At 64.4% G+C, this 16503-nt stretch carries 17 protein-coding genes; 6 read left to right on the top strand and 11 right to left on the bottom strand.

The window, feature by feature from the left end:
- Window positions 1-2: 2 nt before the first annotated feature.
- Window positions 3-260 (bottom strand): glutaredoxin 3, encoded by a 258-nt coding sequence (grxC, locus tag LY254_RS09525; RefSeq protein WP_247476841.1) that lies wholly within the window; start codon window positions 258-260, stop codon window positions 3-5.
- Between the two features lie 116 nt (window positions 261-376).
- On the opposite strand from grxC, the gene prfB reads away from it, so the two are divergent.
- The 6 genes from prfB (at window position 377) to LY254_RS09495 (ending at window position 4126) form a co-directional block, all read left to right on the top strand.
- Window positions 377-1505, top strand: a protein-coding gene (gene prfB, locus LY254_RS09520; protein WP_247476840.1) for a peptide chain release factor 2 whose coding sequence is annotated in 2 segments (ribosomal slippage) — window positions 377-451 and window positions 453-1505 — 1128 coding nt in all. Because the reading frame shifts where the segments join, the coding sequence is not laid out codon by codon here.
- The gene (locus tag LY254_RS09515) at window positions 1498-1689 is read left to right on the top strand and encodes a DUF3285 domain-containing protein (protein ID WP_247476839.1); all 192 of its coding nucleotides are present in this window, start codon (window positions 1498-1500) and stop codon (window positions 1687-1689) included. Before prfB ends, LY254_RS09515 begins: the two co-directional genes overlap by 8 nt.
- 4 nt (window positions 1690-1693) lie before the next feature.
- Window positions 1694-2257 carry an rRNA maturation RNase YbeY gene (ybeY, locus tag LY254_RS09510; protein ID WP_247476838.1) on the top strand — a complete coding sequence of 188 codons (564 nt, stop codon included), beginning with the start codon at window positions 1694-1696 and terminating at the stop codon, window positions 2255-2257.
- A gap of 36 nt (window positions 2258-2293) precedes the next feature.
- The gene (locus LY254_RS09505; protein WP_247476837.1) at window positions 2294-2770 is read left to right on the top strand and encodes a diacylglycerol kinase family protein; all 477 of its coding nucleotides are present in this window, start codon (window positions 2294-2296) and stop codon (window positions 2768-2770) included.
- 23 nt (window positions 2771-2793) lie between these two features.
- Window positions 2794-3390 (top strand): aminodeoxychorismate/anthranilate synthase component II, encoded by a 597-nt coding sequence (locus LY254_RS09500; RefSeq protein ID WP_247476836.1) that lies wholly within the window; start codon window positions 2794-2796, stop codon window positions 3388-3390.
- Between the two features lie 25 nt (window positions 3391-3415).
- Window positions 3416-4126, top strand: coding sequence for an MBL fold metallo-hydrolase (locus tag LY254_RS09495; RefSeq protein ID WP_247476835.1), 711 nt, complete (start codon window positions 3416-3418; stop codon window positions 4124-4126).
- Here LY254_RS09495 and LY254_RS09490 read toward each other — a convergent pair.
- The 10 genes from LY254_RS09490 to LY254_RS09445 form a co-directional block, all read right to left on the bottom strand.
- The gene (locus LY254_RS09490) at window positions 4123-5211 is read right to left on the bottom strand and encodes a histidinol-phosphate transaminase (protein ID WP_247476834.1); all 1089 of its coding nucleotides are present in this window, start codon (window positions 5209-5211) and stop codon (window positions 4123-4125) included. The two genes, LY254_RS09495 and LY254_RS09490, sit on opposite strands and share 4 nt — an antisense overlap.
- Window positions 5211-6995 (bottom strand): arginine--tRNA ligase, encoded by a 1785-nt coding sequence (gene argS, locus LY254_RS09485; protein WP_247476833.1) that lies wholly within the window; start codon window positions 6993-6995, stop codon window positions 5211-5213. Before argS ends, LY254_RS09490 begins: the two co-directional genes overlap by 1 nt.
- A 48-nt stretch (window positions 6996-7043) precedes the next feature.
- Complete coding sequence (gene nadC, locus LY254_RS09480) at window positions 7044-7898, bottom strand: carboxylating nicotinate-nucleotide diphosphorylase (protein WP_247476832.1); 855 nt, start codon at window positions 7896-7898, stop codon at window positions 7044-7046.
- Between the two features lie 50 nt (window positions 7899-7948).
- Window positions 7949-9298, bottom strand: a complete 1350-nt coding sequence (mnmE, locus tag LY254_RS09475) for a tRNA uridine-5-carboxymethylaminomethyl(34) synthesis GTPase MnmE (RefSeq protein WP_247476831.1) — start codon at window positions 9296-9298, stop codon at window positions 7949-7951.
- Window positions 9299-9323: 25 nt separating this feature from the next.
- Window positions 9324-9512, bottom strand: a complete 189-nt coding sequence (locus LY254_RS09470; RefSeq protein ID WP_247476830.1) for a hypothetical protein — start codon at window positions 9510-9512, stop codon at window positions 9324-9326.
- A gap of 111 nt (window positions 9513-9623) precedes the next feature.
- Window positions 9624-10454: a class I SAM-dependent methyltransferase gene (locus tag LY254_RS09465; RefSeq protein ID WP_247476829.1), complete on the bottom strand. Its 831-nt coding sequence runs from the start codon at window positions 10452-10454 to the stop codon at window positions 9624-9626.
- On the bottom strand, window positions 10451-11599 hold the full coding sequence (locus LY254_RS09460; protein WP_247476828.1) for a cyclic nucleotide-binding domain-containing protein: 1149 nt from the start codon (window positions 11597-11599) through the stop codon (window positions 10451-10453). Before LY254_RS09460 ends, LY254_RS09465 begins: the two co-directional genes overlap by 4 nt.
- The gene (locus LY254_RS09455) at window positions 11596-12861 is read right to left on the bottom strand and encodes a chloride channel protein (protein WP_247476827.1); all 1266 of its coding nucleotides are present in this window, start codon (window positions 12859-12861) and stop codon (window positions 11596-11598) included. The genes LY254_RS09460 and LY254_RS09455 overlap by 4 nt, the downstream gene beginning before the upstream one ends.
- 6 nt (window positions 12862-12867) lie before the next feature.
- The gene (locus LY254_RS09450) at window positions 12868-13983 is read right to left on the bottom strand and encodes a cupin domain-containing protein (protein ID WP_247476826.1); all 1116 of its coding nucleotides are present in this window, start codon (window positions 13981-13983) and stop codon (window positions 12868-12870) included.
- A 55-nt stretch (window positions 13984-14038) separates the two neighbouring features.
- Window positions 14039-16399 (bottom strand): bifunctional (p)ppGpp synthetase/guanosine-3',5'-bis(diphosphate) 3'-pyrophosphohydrolase, encoded by a 2361-nt coding sequence (locus LY254_RS09445; protein ID WP_247476825.1) that lies wholly within the window; start codon window positions 16397-16399, stop codon window positions 14039-14041.
- Between the last annotated feature and the right edge of the window lie 104 nt (window positions 16400-16503).

The raw sequence follows: 16503 nt of genomic DNA, 5'->3' as shown, positions 1-16503 counted from the left end.
GCTCAGGCTCCCAGCAGGGCATCGAGTTGGCCACTGCGCTCAAGGGCGTAGAGGTCATCACAGCCGCCGACGTGTTCACCGTTAATGAAGGTCTGGGGAACACTGGTGCGTCCACCCGCTTTCTCAGACATGGCCCGGCGGGCGGCCTGATCGCCGTCAATGGCGTATTCGGTGTAGGTCACACCCTTGCGATCCAGGAGCGCCTTGGCGCGAATGCAAAACGGACAGGCGCGCCAGGTGTAGATCTCAACCGTCGGCATGGCGCCACTTCTCAAGCGTTTCGAAATCCTAGAAGCGAGATTTGAGGGTCTTGGACGGGAAGCCGACCCGCCCAAGGCCTGCGCTGATACGGTCAAACCAAGTTCCTCTCGGCCTGGTGCTCGACCTCACCGACTTCAAGCGCGATCTCTCTGAGCTCACTGACCGCCTGGGCAATGCCCAGGACTGTCTTTGACGTCGCTGCACTGAAAGCACGGCAACAGGATCTCGAACAACTGGCCTCCCAGCCGGATTTTTGGGATGACCAAAAGCTGGCGCAGTCCAAGATGCGCCAGCTCGATGAGGTGAAAGCCCAGCTCGAGCAGCTGAGCCAGTGGCAGGGGGCCGTGGCCGACGCCGAGGCCACGGTTGAGATCTATGGGCTCGAGCCCGATGACGAATTACTCAGCGAATCGGACGCAGCGCTGAAGAAGCTGCGGGTGGACCTCGATCGCTGGGAGCTCGAGCGCCTACTCAGCGGCACCTATGACAAAGAGGGGGCCGTGATCAGCATCAATGCCGGCGCCGGCGGCACCGACGCCCAGGACTGGGCGCTGATGCTGATGCGGATGTACACCCGCTGGGCCGAAGACCACGGCATGAAGGTGACCGTGGACGAACTCAGCGACGGGGAAGAGGCGGGGATCAAAAGCTGCACGATTGAAATCGAGGGCCGCTACGCCTACGGCTATCTGCGCAACGAGAAGGGCACCCACCGGCTGGTGCGCATCTCACCGTTCAACGCCAACGACAAGCGCCAAACCAGCTTCGCGGGCGTGGAGGTGATGCCCAAGATCGAGGAGGAGGTGAAGCTGGATATTCCCGAAAAGGACCTGGAGATCACCACCTCACGCTCAGGCGGCGCCGGCGGCCAGAACGTGAACAAGGTGGAGACCGCCGTGCGCATCCTCCACATCCCGACGGGTCTGTTCGTGCGCTGCACCCAGGAGCGCTCCCAGCTCCAGAACAAGGAAAAGGCCATGGCCCTGCTGATGGCCAAGCTGCTGGTGATCGCCCAGGAGCAGCGCGCCGCTGAGATCGCCGACATCCGCGGCGACATCGTCGAAGCGGCTTGGGGCAACCAAATCCGCAACTACGTCTTCCACCCGTACCAAATGGTGAAAGACCTGCGCACCCAGCACGAAACCACCGACGTGCAAGGCGTGATGGATGGCGATCTCGATCCCTTCATCCAGAGCCTGCTGCATGCCGGCGTTGAAGTGGCCGGAGCCAGCAGCGATGACTGATGCCACGACGCAAGAGACCTCCGGCGCGGCCGGTGAGAACCCCAGTTTCACGAAACTGGCGATGCGCAACATGGTGCGCAAGGGCAAGTTGAGCCTGTTCCACTTCGGCCTGACCGCCCTGGGGTTTGTCGGCTTCATCGTCCTGGTGGCCTGGCTGGGCAAACCCCAAGTACCTGGAGCCTGAAGCGATGACGGCCGAACCCGACCTGGATTTGGCCTTTGAGGCCGCGGAGGATCTACCGGAAGCCCTGGTTGAGTCTGCCGCTGAGCTCTGCGATCCGATCCAGGGGATCGAGCCCTGGCATGCACTGATCAACGGCTGGCTGAGCCAGCTCAAGGGCGAACTCCCAGAGTCCCTCCAGGCGCCGGCCTACAGCCTCGGCCTGAGCCTGGTGAACGACGAAGAGATCGCTGCCCTCAACAGCGATTGGCGTGACAAGGAAGGGGCGACGGACGTGCTGGCCTTCGCCGCCCAGGACGACGGCCTGGACGACGCCCCAGCGATCCCCATGCCCGACTTCGACGGGGAGGAGGGATTGCTCGATGCCCTGGAACTCGGCGACATCGTCATCTCCGTCGAAACCGCTGCGCGGCAGGCCCCGGAACACGGGCACAGCCTGCGGGAGGAACTGCTGTTCCTGGCCACCCATGGCTTGCTGCACCTACTGGGCTGGGACCATCCCGACGACGCCAGCCTCGAGGCGATGTTGCAGAGGCAGCAGCAGCTTCTCGCCGGGACCCAGCAGCGGTAGGGTGCGGCCAAAGGGCTGCACCAGTCGCCTTTGCCCATGCTTCAACCCCAGGACCCGGAACCAACCTCCAGGCGAGGCCTGCATCAGGCGAGCGAGGCGGGAACTGGTGCTGGCAATAAGGTGCGGCGGCTCGGAGCCTGGCAGGTCGCCAGTGATCTGCCGGCCAGCTTTCGCTATGCCGCCCAGGGCCTGATCTACGGCTTCCGCAGCCAGCGGAATTTCCGCATCCATGTGGTGACCGGGGCCTGTGTCTTTGGCCTGGGCCTCTGGTTGCAGCTGCCCCTGCCCCAACTGGCCGTCCTGGTGTTGACCGTGGCCGCAGTCTTGGTGCTGGAACTGATCAACACCGCCACCGAAGCGGTGGTCGACCTGGCCATCGGCCGGCAATTTCACCCCCTGGCTCGAATCGCCAAGGATTGCGCCGCCGCAGCGGTCTTGGTGGCGGCCCTGAGTTCCTTGGTGATCGCGGCGCTGCTGGTGCTCCCCGCCCTCTTGGTCCGTCTGGGCGTTTGAATGGTGCCCTGGCTGGAGGGCTGATGCTTCTCGTTCTCGACAACTACGACAGCTTCACCTTCAACCTGGTGCAGTACCTGGGTGAACTGGCGGCCGACCACCCCATCACTGAAGACCTGCGGGTCGAGCGCAACGACGCCTTGAGCCTGGAGCAGATCCGTGAGCTCAACCCCGACGCCATCTTGATTTCGCCGGGCCCCGGCGACCCGGATCAATCCGGGGTCTGCCTCGATGTCCTGCGGGAACTCAGCCCAAGGATCCCCACCTTGGGGGTTTGCCTGGGCCATCAATCCATTGCCCAGGTCTACGGCGGCAAGGTGATCCGAGCCAAGGAGCTGATGCATGGCAAGACCTCACCGGTGCTCCACGAGGGAGCTGGGGTCTTCGCCGGCTTGCCCAACCCCCTAACGGCCACCCGCTACCACAGCCTGATTGCCGAGCGGGAGTCCTTGCCCGACTGCCTCGAGATCACCGCTTGGCTCGAAGACGGCACGATCATGGGCCTGCGCCACAGGGAGTACCCCCATCTGCAGGGGGTGCAGTTCCACCCGGAAAGCGTCCTCACCCAGAGCGGTCATCAGCTCCTGGGGAATTTCCTGGCCCAAGCGGCAGCCGGCTAACGTTCGGCCCAACTCCAGCTGCTCCATGGCCCTGCTGATCCGCACCCTGGCTGCCGCAGCCGTCGCCCTGCCCCTGGCAGCGAGTGCCAACACCGGTGTGACGATCACCAGCTACGGCCACAGCGCCCTGCTGATCCAAGGCGGTGGCGCCAAGGTTCTGGTGAACCCGTTCAAGGCCGTGGCCTGCGCCTCAGGACTGGCGGAACCCCGGGTCAGCGCCAATGTGATTCTCGCCAGCAGCCTGCTGCTGGATGAAGGCGCTCCAGTGGCGAAAGGAAAGTTTCTGAGCCAACCGGGCTCCTACCGCCTCGCCGGCCTCAAGATCGAAGGCATCTCCGCACCCCACGACCGTTTTGGCGGTCGGCGCTTCGGCCAGGCCACCCTCTGGCGCTGGAACCAGGGCGGTCTGAGCTTTGCCCACCTCGGTGGCACGGCCGCCAAGCTCAGTCCTGAGGATCGGGTCCTCCTGGGCAAGCCTGACGTGCTGATCATCGGTGTCGGCGGCGGCGCCAAGGTCTACGACGGGGCGGAAGCCGCGGCGGTGGTACGTGAGCTAGCTCCCAAGCGGGTGATCCCCGTGCAGTACGTCAGCGGCAAAACCCCGGCGAACTGCGACCAGAGCAGCGTCGAGCCCTTCCTGGAGGCCATGAAGGGCACCAGCGTCAAACGGGTCGGCCGGGTGCTGAGCCTGCCGGGCAAGCTCGGCGAGGGCACCCAGATCGACGTCATGCGCTAGGCCGCGAGTCCTTCCAGGGCGGCATAGGCCGCCCAGAACTGCTGCATCTGCGCTGTGGTTCCCAGGCTGACCCGCAGTGAGCCATCAATCAACGGCTTGCCGGTCATCGCCCGCACCAGGATTCCCGCCTCCCGCAACCCCTGATCGATCCGTGCTGGATCGTTCTTCGGCCACACCAGCAGATAGTTCCCGCCATCGATGTGGTGGCGCACTCCAGCTGCTTGGAGCTGCTGGGCCATCCAGGTGCGGGCCTGCAACACCTCCTGCACGTAGGCATCCACGTAGGCCTGATCCTTCAGGGCCGCGAAGGCCGCGGTGACCGCAAAGCTGTTGATGTCATAGGGCCCCGTGACGCGGCTGATGCGATCCACAACCGAGGGATGTCCGATGGCAAAGCCGATGCGCAGCCCCGCCAGGCCGGCGGTTTTGGCCAAGGAGCGCAGCACCAGCAGATTCGGAGTGGCGGCGAAATCGGCCGTGGGCAGCACGCTGTCACCGGTGAAGGCCTCGTAGAGCTCATCCACCACCACCAGGGTTGCCGGAGCCGCGGCCGCGAGCTCAAGGATCAGCTCCGGAGCCAAGCGAGTTCCCGTGGGGTTGTTGGGGTTGCAGATCAGAAGCAGACGAGGCTGCAGGGCCTGCAGGCGCTCGCGAATCGCCTCCAGAGGGAACGCGAAGGACTCCCCGACGTAGGGAACGGCCTCAATCACCATCCCCTGCATCTGAGCGCAGGGGGTGTAGTAACCAAAGGTTGGCGAGGTGGAGAGCAACGTCTCACCGCGGTCGCCATAGGCGTGGAAGACGGCATGAATCGCCGCATCAACGCCATTGAATAGACCGACCTGCTGGGGCTGCAGCGGGAGCCCAAGGTTGGCGACCACCGCTTCGCGAAGACCGTCGTACTCCGGATAGATGCCGATGTGATCGGCGGGAATGGAGCGCAGCGCTTCAACAACGCGGGGGCTTGGGCCGACGGTGTTCTCGTTGAAATCCAGCCGCAGGAGCTTTCGGCGTCCCTCCAGGGGGGCGCTGTAGGCATGCAGGCTCTCCACCTCGGGGCGAGCCAATGGCAACGGTTGCTCCATCACATCCGATCCAGCGTTGGGATACCCAACAGACCCAAACCCAGTTTGAGGGTGTCGGCGGTCAGACGGCAAAGGGCCAGGCGAGACGGCAGGGCCTCTGGCTCAGCCTTGAGCACAGGCACCTGGTCGTAGAAGCGGTTGAAGACCTGGCTCAGTTCAAAGAGATAGGTGCAGAGGCGATTGGGCAGCAACTCCTCCTCCACCTCGGCGATCACCGCATCGAACTTCAGCAGCTCCCGCACCAGGGCCCATTCCTGAGGTTCACTGAATTGAAGCCCCCCTGCGGAAGCCGCATCCAGGTCGCCGCCCTTGCGGGCGATCCCGGCAATGCGGACCACGGCGTAGAGCAGGTAGGGAGCCGTATTGCCCTGCAGGGCCAGCATCCGATCAAAGCTGAACTGGTAGTTGGTGATTCGGTTCTGGCTGAGGTCGGCGTACTTCACCGCCGCCAGTCCGACGGTGTTGGCCACATGAGCGATGAAGGCCTCGTCCTCACTGCGGCCCTCCTCCTCCAGGCGGCGACGCAAGTCCGCCTCTGAGCGCTCCACGGCCTCATCCAACAGATCCCGCAGGCGCACCGTGTCACCGGCGCGGGTTTTCAGCTTCTTGCCGTCTTCCCCCTGCACCAGACCGAAGGGCACATGCTCCAGACGGGCCCCCTCGGGGAGCCAACCGGCGCGGCGGGCCACCTGAAACACCCCCGCAAAGTGGTTGGCCTGACCGGCATCGGTCACGTACACAACCCGGCGGGCTCCATCACCCTCCGGGGCTGAGCCGAAGCGATAACGGATGGCCGCCAGGTCGGTGGTGGCGTAGTTGAAGCCGCCATCGCTCTTCTGAACGATCACCGGCAGGGGCTTGCCGTCCTTACCGCTCACCCCCTCGAGGAAGACGCAACCCGCTCCGTCATCCACCACCAACAGCCCCGTGGCCTCCAGGTCGCGAACCACTCCCTCGAGATAGGGGTTGTAGAAGGACTCCCCCCGTTCGCTCAGGCGAATGTCCAGGCGGTCGTAGATCTTCTGGAACTCGCGGCGGCTCTGGTCACAGAGCAGCCCCCAGGCCTTTAGGGAGACCGGATCGCCCCCCTGCAGCTTCACCACCTCCTCCCGTGAGGTGGTCTGGAAGGCCTCGTCCTCATCGAAGCGCTTTTTGGCCTCGCGGTAGAAGGCCACCAAGTCGCCCAGGTCCACCGCATCGGCGGTCTCCAGAGCCTCCGGGGCCACCTGCTTGAGGTGGGTAATCAGCATCCCGAACTGGGTGCCCCAATCGCCGACGTGGTTCAGCCGCAGGACCGGATGTCCGCGGAACTCCAGAACACGGGCCAGGGAGTCGCCAATGATCGTGGAGCGCAGGTGCCCCACGTGCATCTCCTTCGCGATGTTGGGGCTGGAGAAGTCCACCACCACAGGAGCGGGCTGCTCCACAGCCGGCACGCCAAGGCGGGCATCCCCGAGGCGCTGCTGCACCTCCGCCGCCAGACGCTCGGGCTGAAGCGTGATGTTGATGAAGCCAGGGCCAGCAATCTGCGGCTCCTGGCAGAGGGCCATGAAGCCCTCGTCCGCCTTGAGTTGCTCCACCACCGCCTCGGCAATCTTGCGGGGGGGCTGGCCTAAGGGCTTGGCCAGGGGCAAGGCGCCATTGGCCTGAAAATCACCAAATTCGGGCTTGCTGGCCGGCGCGAGCTGGGGATCGAAGGCCTGGCCCGCCCCCGCCGCCTCAGGAAATGCCCGTTGCATGGCATCGCGCAGCTGGTTCTCCAGGGACTGGGCGATGCAAAGCATGGAGATGCGGGGGAGATCTTCAGATCATCCCTCTCCGCGGGAATGAACTCAGCTGGAGAAGCGCATGCTCAGGTCCAGCCAGCTGCTGCGGGTCACCGGTGCACTGGTTGAAATCAAATCCAGTCCTGTGGCGGCATAGGCCCGAAGCTGCTCCGGCTGCACCCCCGAAGCCTCCAGCACCACAGGGCGGCTGGTCAGGGCCCGCAGCTGGGGGACGAGCTCCAGCAGGGCCTCGGGGCTGAACTCATCGAGCAACACCCCATCGGCTCCGGCCTCAATCGCGGCCTGGGCCTCGGCGGAGGTCTCGGCCTCCACGATGACGCGCGCCGGCCAAGGTGCCCCTGAGCGAACAGCGGCGATCGCTGCAGCGACCCCACCGGCCCAGGCCAGATGGTTCTCCTTCAACATCGCCGCGTCATCCAGGCCGAGGCGATGGTTCACCCCACCGCCGCAGCGCACGGCGTACTTCTCCAGCACCCGCAAACCGGGCGTGGTCTTCCTGGTGTCAGCCAGCCGGACGCCACTTCCCTCCAGTTCAGCCACCAGCCGGGAAGTGGCCGTGGCGATCCCCGAGAGGCGCATCGCCAGATTCAGGGCCGTGCGCTCTGCCGCCACCAAGGCCGCCGCCTCGGCCTCCACGTTCAACAGGCATTGGCCAGGGGTCACTGCGTCTCCATCGGCCACGAGCAGCTCCACGCTGGCCTTCGGATCCAGCTCACGAAAAACGAAGTCCAGGAGCGGGCCGCCGCAGAACACCCCCGGGGCCTTGCTGATCCAATGGGCCCGACAACGACCAGGGCGTAGGGCTGCAGCGCTGAGGTCGCCGCGGCCGATGTCCTCCTGCAACCAGTCGCGCAGCTGCTGCTGAAGAGCCGGCGTCAGTGTCAGGGGTGCGGCGCTCATCATGAACTCAGCGTGATGGACCCAGGGGCAGCTTGCCCGAGCTCTTGGTCCTATTTGCCAATGCAGAAGCGCGAGAAGATTCGATCGAGGACCGCCTCGGTCACTTCGGCCCCAGTGATTTCCCCGAGGGAGCGCACCGCAGCCCGCAGGTCGATCGTCCAGAAGTCCCAAGGCAACTGCTGCTCACCCGCCTCGAGGGTGCGCTGCAAGCTGGCCGCCGCTGACACCGCCAGATCCAACTGGCGTCGATTCAGGGCCACCTGCAGACCCTGGTCACCGCCCTGGCCGCAGCTCTGCAGCAGGCGATCGACCAGGGCTTCATGGCCCTCGCCGGTCAACGCACTGATGCAAACGTCGGCATGGGCGGCAGGCTCCGCCGCGGGCTGATCCGCCTTGTTGGCCACCACCAAACGGGGGATGCCCTGTGGGAGGGAATCCAACAGTGCCTGGTCTTCCGCCAGCCAACCCTGAGCCCGGTCAAACAGCAGCAGCACCACATCCGCCGCCTGCAGCGCGCCGCGGCTGCGTTCGATGCCGATCTGCTCGACACGATCCTCGGTGTCACGAATCCCAGCGGTGTCCAGCAGGGTCAGCGGGACCCCCTTCAGCACCAGCTCGCTCTCCACCAGATCGCGGGTGGTGCCGGGCAAGTCGGTCACAATCGCGCGATCGCTGCGGCTGAGCAGGTTCAGCAAGCTGCTCTTGCCAACGTTCGGGCGGCCCACGATCGCCACCTTCAGCCCCTCCCGCAGGACCTGACCGCGCTCGCCATCGGCCACCAGCTCCTGCAGAGCGCTGCGCACCGCCTGCAGTTCCGAAGCCACCGCCTGACCATCCAGGGGGGGCAGGTCCTCCTCAAAATCCACCCGCGCCTCCAACTCCGCCAGTTGATCGAGCAGGCGCAGCCGCAGGGCACTGATCTGGCGCTCCAGGCCCCCATCGAGGCCCGCCATCGCCAACTGGGCCGCACGCCGGCTGCGAGCTGTGACCAACTCACTGATGGCCTCCGCCCGGGTGAGATCCAGCCGGCCGTTGAGGAAGGCCCGTTGGCTGAATTCGCCCGGCATGGCGCGCCGAGCGCCGGCGGCCAGCACCAGCTCCAGCACGCGCTGCACGGAGATCACCCCGCCGTGGCAGTGCAGCTCAACAACGGTCTCGCGGGTGAAACTGCGGGGAGCCCGCATCAGCAGGAGCAGAGCTTCATCCACCCGCTCGCCGCTGCCGGGGTCGCGCACATGGCCGTAGAGCACGCGGTGGCTCTCCCACACCTGCTGGCCGGGGGCCTCAAACAAGCGTTCACCGATGGCCTCCGCCTCGGGCCCGGAGATCCGCACGATCGAGACGCTGCCCTCGCCTGCAGCGACGGCGGTGGCAACGGCGGCGATCGTGTCGGAGGACATGCCTCCAGTGTCTCGTTTCGCTGCCTTAGCTCGCGGAGAACCCCGGGCAGACCATCAAGTCGATTTGCCCGCCGGGTGGATGACGCCACTCGCGGAACTCCTCCATCAGGGCCTGGTGGGCCTGGCTCTGCTCCTCATGCTCCAGGGAGATCAACCGCTGATGCACCAGATCGAGGGCATCATCAATCAGTTGAGCGGCCTGTTCGGAGGTCATGGCATCAGCTGCAGCGTGGCTCAGTCGTAAGCGCAGCTACCGGGCCGAGCTGTAGTGCACGCCACAGGGCCTGGCCTGTGTCGGGGGATCAGAACCCAACCCGCCCAACACTCAGGGACGAGAACCGCTGGCCAGGAAGACGCCCACAAAGGCCCAGGCCTGGGGGTCATCCACCAAGGCATCCGCAGCGGCGAGCGTGCTGGACGCAGCCTCGAGCTCGGCGCCGCTGAGCAACAGGCGCTTGAAGCCGAGGGTGATGTCGAGGAATGCGCGCATGCCGAGCTGACGCGAGTTCACGGTTTCGACGTGCACATTCACATCGCTGAAGCCCGCCGCCTCGAGCAGGCCGCCCAGCTCGCGGCCAATGTTGCGATTGCCCCCTTGCTTGGCCTGGGCACGGGCCGCAGCCTCGGTGAAAGCCCGGAAGCCCTCGGGTTCAGGCACCAGGCTCAGCCAGGCATCGTCGATGTCCATGATGCAGAGCTTGCCGCCGGGCTTGAGCAGTGCGCGCACCGCCTGCAACGCCCGCAGCGGATCCTCCAGGTGCTGAAACAGCAGCCGGGCGTAGATGAAATCGAAGCGGCCGGGCTCCAGCGGCGGTGCGTAGACATCACCCTGCACAAAGGTGATCCGCTCCAGGCCGGCGGCCGCAGCTTCCTGACGCGCGGCATCCAGCAGCTCGCCATTGAGGTCCATCGCAGTCACCCGGCTGGCGGGATGGGTCTCAGCAATCAGGCGGCTGATCACACCGGGACCACAGGCCAGATCGAGCACCTCCTGACCGTCCTGCAAGCCCATCTGAAGCAGCAGCCCGCGCTCCAGTTCCGCGGAGCGTCGGGCCTGCAGCTGCAGACGGTCCAACTCTCCGCTCGCGCTGCCGAGGGCGTTGAAGTCGTAGGAGCCGGCGGAGGAGACAGCGGCCATCGGAATTGGGGCGTTCAAGTGAATTGGCTCAGCTGCCAGAGGCGATCGGTGGTCTGAGCCAACCGCTCCGCCAGCACCATCGAGAGGTTACGGAGCAGCAATGCCGCGGCATCCGGTTGATGCCGAATGGAACGATTCAAAAAAGCCTGGGTGAGCACCAGCACCCGCATCGGCGTCACGGCGATCACATCGGCACTGCGACGCGAGCGTCCGAGGAAGCCCATTTCTCCAAAGACAGCGCCCCGCTCCAGCAACGCCAAGGAGAGCCGATGCCCCTCCTGCTCTCGCCACACTTCCGCGACGCCCTCCAGCACCACAAACAGCTCCTGCTGCGGCTCCCCCTCCCTCACCAGGGGATCACCGGGCTGACAGCTGAGCACGGTCCCCGTCTTGAGCAAGGCTCGCGATTGCTCCTCGCTCAGGCCGCGGAAGAGAGGAATCTCCTGCTCGCCCTCCCGCAGGGCATCACCCACGGCACCCCAGAACGCATCGGGCTCCACCAGGCGGTGATTGAGACCGCGATAGCTCTCCGCGATCGAGGCCATCCAGGTGGCATCACCACAAGGGTCTTCACCCTGGCGGCTAGCCGGGTGACGGAGCAGCGGTGAACGGCTCTCACGCAGATGCGCGCGGTCATGCAAGGCCAGCAGCATCGGCACCTGATACCCCACCCCCTTCAGATCGAGGCCTGGACAGAAGCGGCGATAACCCAACTGCTCATAGAGCTCCACCAGACCAGGCTTGGCGTGGCAGAGATCGACGCGGACTCCGGCTTCAGCTGCATCGCCGTAGCAACGGTTGAACAGCAACCCCAGCGCAGCCCCTCCGCGCCAGGCGGGCAGGAGCATCAGGCGTGAGGTGTGGGAGATCGCCTCGGGAGGGAAACGCTCCAACAGCGTCGCGATCGGGAGGGGCGCCAGCTCTGTGGTCGGGTCACTCAGATCGCTCAGTCGATTGAGGCGCAGCGTGCCCACCAAGGTGCCGGCCTCGTCCTGAACGGCGTAGAGACGGGCGGTGGCATCCAGACCATCGCGAATCCAGCGTCGCTGGTGATCTGCGGCCGGAGGCGATTTGCCCATCTCCTCCACATAAATCACGTAGCGCAGTGCATAGATGGCCTCCCGTAGCTCGGGGGTATCAGCCAGCAGAACCTGGAGGCTCATCGGGTGTGGTGCGCCATGGCGGTCTCTAACTGCGCCTCATTCCAGGTGGGTCCGCGCCACATCCCCACCCAAGCGGTGCTGACGGCGCTGACCAGCAACAGCACGGGCAAGAGTGCGGAATCCCCCTGCAGGGTGAACACAAACAGAGCACAAAACAATGGCGTGCCGTTGGCTCCGGCAAACAGAGCGGTCGCACCAACGGCCGCCAACTGAGCAATAGCCGTCGCCGGAAGTGGGGCGACACCAGGCAGCGACTGCAGCACTCCTACCAATAGGGAGCCCAGGGTCATGGTGTCGTGCATCAAGCCGCCCGGGACACCCGCGGCAATGCTCAACAACGACGCGATCCAACGCCAAATCAGGGTGGCCGAGGGCACAGTCACGCTGCCCGCCAGCGCTGGTCCCAGCAGAAGCCCTCCGTCATTGAGGCTTAAACCACCACTGAGCCAAGCCACCAGCGTCAAGACCAGTGCAATCCCCAGGGACGAGCGCCAGGGCGTGCGCTTGAACCATGGCGTCAAACAAACCGAGAGTGGGATCAAGCAACGAACAAACAAACCGCCCAGGGTCGACGCCAACACGGTGAGCAACAGCACCCAGGGCCAGAGTTTCAAAGGCAGAGCATCCATGCGCAACCCATCCAGGCGGGCGGGCTGACCCAGCTGCGAATTCACTAGCGCTCCCGTACCCGCCAAGAGAAGGGTGGGCAGGACCAAGCGCAGGCCCTTCTCACGGCTTAATTCTTCGATCGCATAGGCGGCACCCAACAACGGCGAACGAAAGGCCGCACCCAAACCTGCGCCGCCGCCAATGGCCAGCAGGAGTGGCAAGGGCAAGGCCGCCAATGGGGAGCAGCGGCTGCGACAAGCCAGGAGGAAGGAGGCCCCAAGCGAAGCGGAGGGAGACTCCACACCGACCGTTCCGCCACTGAGGCGAGTCAGCACCAACAACGGCAGGCGATAAAGCTGAGTCTTCAGCGAGAGAACCTGCTGGAGAGCTGGCTGATCAGAGTCCTGCTGGGCCGCCAGGACAGGGGTCAGGCCGCCGCTACGACCACGGGCCAACGGTCCCCAGGCCAAACCGACCAGGGCCACAGTGCCGCCAAAGACCAGCACCACTCCCAACGGGGTCGGTCCAGGCCAAAGCCGCTGCTGCAGCTCGAATCCAAGCTCGGACAACAGTTGATAGGGCCACTCCCAGAACCCCAGGAGAAAGCCCAGGCTTAACCACAGCAACACTCCACCCAGGGAGAGACCCAACATCAACGCCTAATTCGGAGCGAAATCGGCGTTGCGTTTGGGCAACTGCTGGGCGAGCGATCGAGGAATTTCGAAGTTATTGGCCACAACACTGTCCGGGTTAGCCGCTAACCAGTCATTGAGATTGATGGCCTCATAACTACCGCTGTCAAAGACCACCAAGACATCTGTCGCTCCGCTGGAGGTGTTCATCAAGGCATGGCCATAGCCCCGAGGCACATAACCAACATCACCGCGTTTGAGACGACTCACACTCGCCTGACCTTCAGAGGCAAAAACACTGAGGTCGTAGGAACCATTCAGAACGTATTGCCACTCCGCTGCATTCGGGTGCCAGTGCATCGTGCGCAGCGCTCCAGGCTCCAGATGCACAATCGCGCCAGTCATGTTGAAGCTGGCCGGGAACTCTTGTGCGCTGGCGATCTTCAACCAAGACCCATCTTCACGGGACTGCTCGGGCTGGCCACCGAGATCAAAAACATGACTTTCCGTCATGCGTTTGAAGCTGGGGTCGCGGGAGACGGTCTCCGCCAACGGACCTGGACGCGGCGGCTTGCGGGTGATGTAAACCTGCCTGTCCGGCAGCTCCTTCACCTGTTTCGGCGTCAGCCCAAGGTTCTGACTGACCCAGGCGACTGGGGTATTGGCTATCCAGCCGGTGATCGAGAAGGTTGATCCCTCCTTGAACGAGCCATCATTGAAGACCAACAGAAACTTGGCCTCCCCGGGGCCAAGTCCCTCAATGCTGTGACCCCAACCCTTGGGGAAATACCACAGTCCACCGGCATCAACATCGGCGATCTGCACTTCACCTTCAGGACTCGTGAGGGTGATCCGGGTACGTCCCTCAATCACATAGGCCCATTCCGCGGCAAAGGCGTGCCAATGCAGTTCCCGCAGCGCGCCAGGCTCCAACGTCATATAGACGCCAGCCATCGCCTCACTGACGGGAAAGTTATAGGTCCCAACCTGCTTGGTCGTCCCCCCGTCGTACCGCGTCAGAGGCTGTTTGGAAAAGGGAAACGCAAATGCTGGGAGGCCTGCAGCCTGGGCGGAAATGGCTGCTCCCGTCCATAGGCCCACTATCAACAAGGCCGCAAAAAGGAACCCAAGGACGCGACGCATTCGCGTGATTCGACTATTTGAAAGTTAGATACGCCGCCTCAAAAGGCAACACGGATTAGCCGATGCCGGCGCGGGCGATGTCGAGCACATCAGCCATCGAGCGGATCTGATCCATGGTGTTGCTCAGCTGATTCGCGCTCTCCAGCTCCACCTTCAGGTCAATGCGTGCAGGGCGGCCCGGATTGGTGCGAACCCGGGCATCGCTGACATTGATGCGGTGGTCGGACAGGCGCGTGAGGATGTCCTTCAGCACACCCACCCGGTCGAGCACCTCAATCCGCAGTTGAACGGGATAACGGCGACGCTGGGAATCACTGACCTGGGGATTCCACTGCACCGGCAGACGGCGCTCAGCCGGCACTGAACCGAGGTTGGAGCAATCCTGACGGTGAATGGTGATGCCGTGGTTGCCGAGGGCGACCGTGCCGACAATCGCCTCGCCAGGGAGGGCACTGCAACAGCCGCCCAAGCGATATTCGAGGCCTTCGAGACCCAGGATCGGGCTGGCATCGCCATGGCCCGTCAGGGGAGTCGATGGCCCCGAGGTCTGCTCCCCTTGCTGGGTGAGGTTGCGGGCGAGTTCTTCATCGCTGATGACCGGGGCCTCGGCCTCGGTGGCCAGGCGCAGCTCCTCCCGCAGGCGGTTCAAGACTTGATGGAGGGTGACGCCACCAAAGCCAATGGCCGCGAGCAGATCCTCGGTGCCGACGAGGTTGCAACGGCGCGCCACCTTCGCCATCGCCTCGCCATTGAGGAGGGCGTCAAAACCATCACGGCCCAGCTCGCGCTCGAGCATGTCGGTGCCGCGCTGGATGTTCTCCTCACGATGGCTCTTCTTGTACCACTGGCGAATGCGATTACGCGCCGTGGGCGTGGCCACGAAGTTGAGCCAATCCAGGCTGGGGTGAGCCGTCTTGGAAGTCAGGATCTGAACGAAGTCGCCGTTCTGCAGCGGCGTTGCCAAAGGGCAGAGCCGATCGTTGATGCGGGCTCCTTGGCAGTGGTTCCCCACCTCGGAGTGAATGCGATAAGCAAAGTCGACTGGAGTTGAGCCATTGCGCAGGCCCACCACATCTCCACCGGGAGTGAAGACAAACACCTCTTCATCAAAGAGGTCCTCTTTGATCGAGCGCAGGAAGTCCCCGCTGTCCTCCCCCACGCCATCTTTTTGCCAATCCACCAGCTGCCGCAGCCAGTTGAAGCGCTCGGCATCCGATCCGGTGGCAGCGGGGGATCCGCCCTCTTTGTATTTCCAGTGGGCTGCGATGCCGAACTCCGCCACCCGGTGCATCTCGGCCGTGCGGATCTGGACTTCAATCGGCCGATGGCGACCAATGACCGCCGTATGCAGGGACTGGTAGCCATTGGGCTTCGGCAGCCCGATGTAGTCCTTGAAGCGACCAGGAATCGGGCGGAAGGTGTCATGGACCACCGCCAAGGCGCGATAGCAACTCTCGACGTTCGGGCAGATGATCCGCAGTGCCGCCACGTCGTAGATCTCGTGGAAAGCCTTGCCTTGGGTCTGCATCTTGTTCCAGATGCCATAGAGGTGCTTGGGCCGTCCACTGACCTCGCACTCACCCAACCCCACGGATGACAACTTGCCACTGAGGATGTCGGCGGTGACCCCCAGGCGCTCCTCGCGGTCACTGCGCTTGCTGGAGACCTGCTGCTGCACGTCGCGGAAGGCCTCGGGCTCGAGGATCTTGAAGGCCAGGTCCTCCAACTCCCACTTGAAGCGACCAATGCCCAAGCGGTTGGCTAAGGGGCCGTAGATCTCACGCGTTTCACGGGCAATCCGCTGCTGCTTCTCGGGCTTGAGTGCACCGAGGGTGCGCATGTTGTGCAGGCGATCAGCCAGCTTCACCAGCACCACGCGGATGTCACTGGCCATCGCCAGGAACATCCGGCGCAGGTTTTCGGCCTGGGCCTCGGTCTTGTTGGTGAAGTGAATGCCCCCCAGCTTGGTGACCCCCTCCACCAAGCCCCGCACCTCAGAGCCGAAGTGCTGCTCGATCTCCTCTGGCGTGACCTCGGTGTCCTCGACAACGTCATGGAGGAATCCAGCGGCGATCACCCCCGCACTGGCACCGATGTCACGCAGCAGATCAGCGACCGCCACGGGATGGCAGATGTAGGGCTCCCCGCTGGCCCGCACCTGGCCGTCATGGAGCTGAAACGCGAAGTCGAAGGCTGAGGCCAGCAGCGCCTCGGTGTCGGTGGGGCAACTTTCCCCGACCCCAGGGGGAACGTGCTCAATGCAGGTGTGCAGCCACGCCGGCAGCTCAATGCCGTAGTCCGCGGGGCTGTTGATGATCCGTCTGCCGAGCGCCGCTCCTGGGCCCTGGCGTTCAGCAGCAGCCGCTGCCCCACTGGAGGCGGACCGTTCTGCCGTACCGGGCACCGCCTGGAGCATTGCGCTCTGCGATTTCCACCATCGTATGCAGTGGCCCTCACAAACCGACCACAGGTGAGGGTTTGCCCTTCCCGCACCTGCCAGCCTGGGTGGAGTGCTGTTGC

The sequence above is a fragment of the Synechococcus sp. NB0720_010 genome, assembly GCF_023078835.1.
GTDB lineage: Bacteria > Cyanobacteriota > Cyanobacteriia > PCC-6307 > Cyanobiaceae > Vulcanococcus.
Note: the sequence above shows the minus strand (reverse complement) of the source record. Positions and strands in the feature narration are given on the sequence as shown.

What these genes read in the sequence shown, in the direction of transcription:
- LY254_RS09450 (WP_247476826.1), bottom strand. Translation starts at nt 13,983, where the DNA reads ATGCGTCGCGTCCTTGGGTTCCTTTTTGCGGCCTTGTTGATAGTGGGC.
- LY254_RS09500 (WP_247476836.1), top strand. Translation starts at nt 2,794, where the DNA reads ATGCTTCTCGTTCTCGACAACTACGACAGCTTCACCTTCAACCTGGTG.
- nadC (WP_247476832.1), bottom strand. Translation starts at nt 7,898, where the DNA reads ATGAGCGCCGCACCCCTGACACTGACGCCGGCTCTTCAGCAGCAGCTG.
- argS (WP_247476833.1), bottom strand. Translation starts at nt 6,995, where the DNA reads ATGCTTTGCATCGCCCAGTCCCTGGAGAACCAGCTGCGCGATGCCATG.
- LY254_RS09490 (WP_247476834.1), bottom strand. Translation starts at nt 5,211, where the DNA reads ATGGAGCAACCGTTGCCATTGGCTCGCCCCGAGGTGGAGAGCCTGCAT.
- grxC (WP_247476841.1), bottom strand. Translation starts at nt 260, where the DNA reads ATGCCGACGGTTGAGATCTACACCTGGCGCGCCTGTCCGTTTTGCATT.
- mnmE (WP_247476831.1), bottom strand. Translation starts at nt 9,298, where the DNA reads ATGTCCTCCGACACGATCGCCGCCGTTGCCACCGCCGTCGCTGCAGGC.
- ybeY (WP_247476838.1), top strand. Translation starts at nt 1,694, where the DNA reads ATGACGGCCGAACCCGACCTGGATTTGGCCTTTGAGGCCGCGGAGGAT.
- LY254_RS09470 (WP_247476830.1), bottom strand. Translation starts at nt 9,512, where the DNA reads ATGACCTCCGAACAGGCCGCTCAACTGATTGATGATGCCCTCGATCTG.
- LY254_RS09495 (WP_247476835.1), top strand. Translation starts at nt 3,416, where the DNA reads ATGGCCCTGCTGATCCGCACCCTGGCTGCCGCAGCCGTCGCCCTGCCC.
- LY254_RS09460 (WP_247476828.1), bottom strand. Translation starts at nt 11,599, where the DNA reads ATGAGCCTCCAGGTTCTGCTGGCTGATACCCCCGAGCTACGGGAGGCC.
- LY254_RS09445 (WP_247476825.1), bottom strand. Translation starts at nt 16,399, where the DNA reads ATGCTCCAGGCGGTGCCCGGTACGGCAGAACGGTCCGCCTCCAGTGGG.
- LY254_RS09515 (WP_247476839.1), top strand. Translation starts at nt 1,498, where the DNA reads ATGACTGATGCCACGACGCAAGAGACCTCCGGCGCGGCCGGTGAGAAC.
- LY254_RS09455 (WP_247476827.1), bottom strand. Translation starts at nt 12,861, where the DNA reads ATGTTGGGTCTCTCCCTGGGTGGAGTGTTGCTGTGGTTAAGCCTGGGC.
- LY254_RS09505 (WP_247476837.1), top strand. Translation starts at nt 2,294, where the DNA reads ATGCTTCAACCCCAGGACCCGGAACCAACCTCCAGGCGAGGCCTGCAT.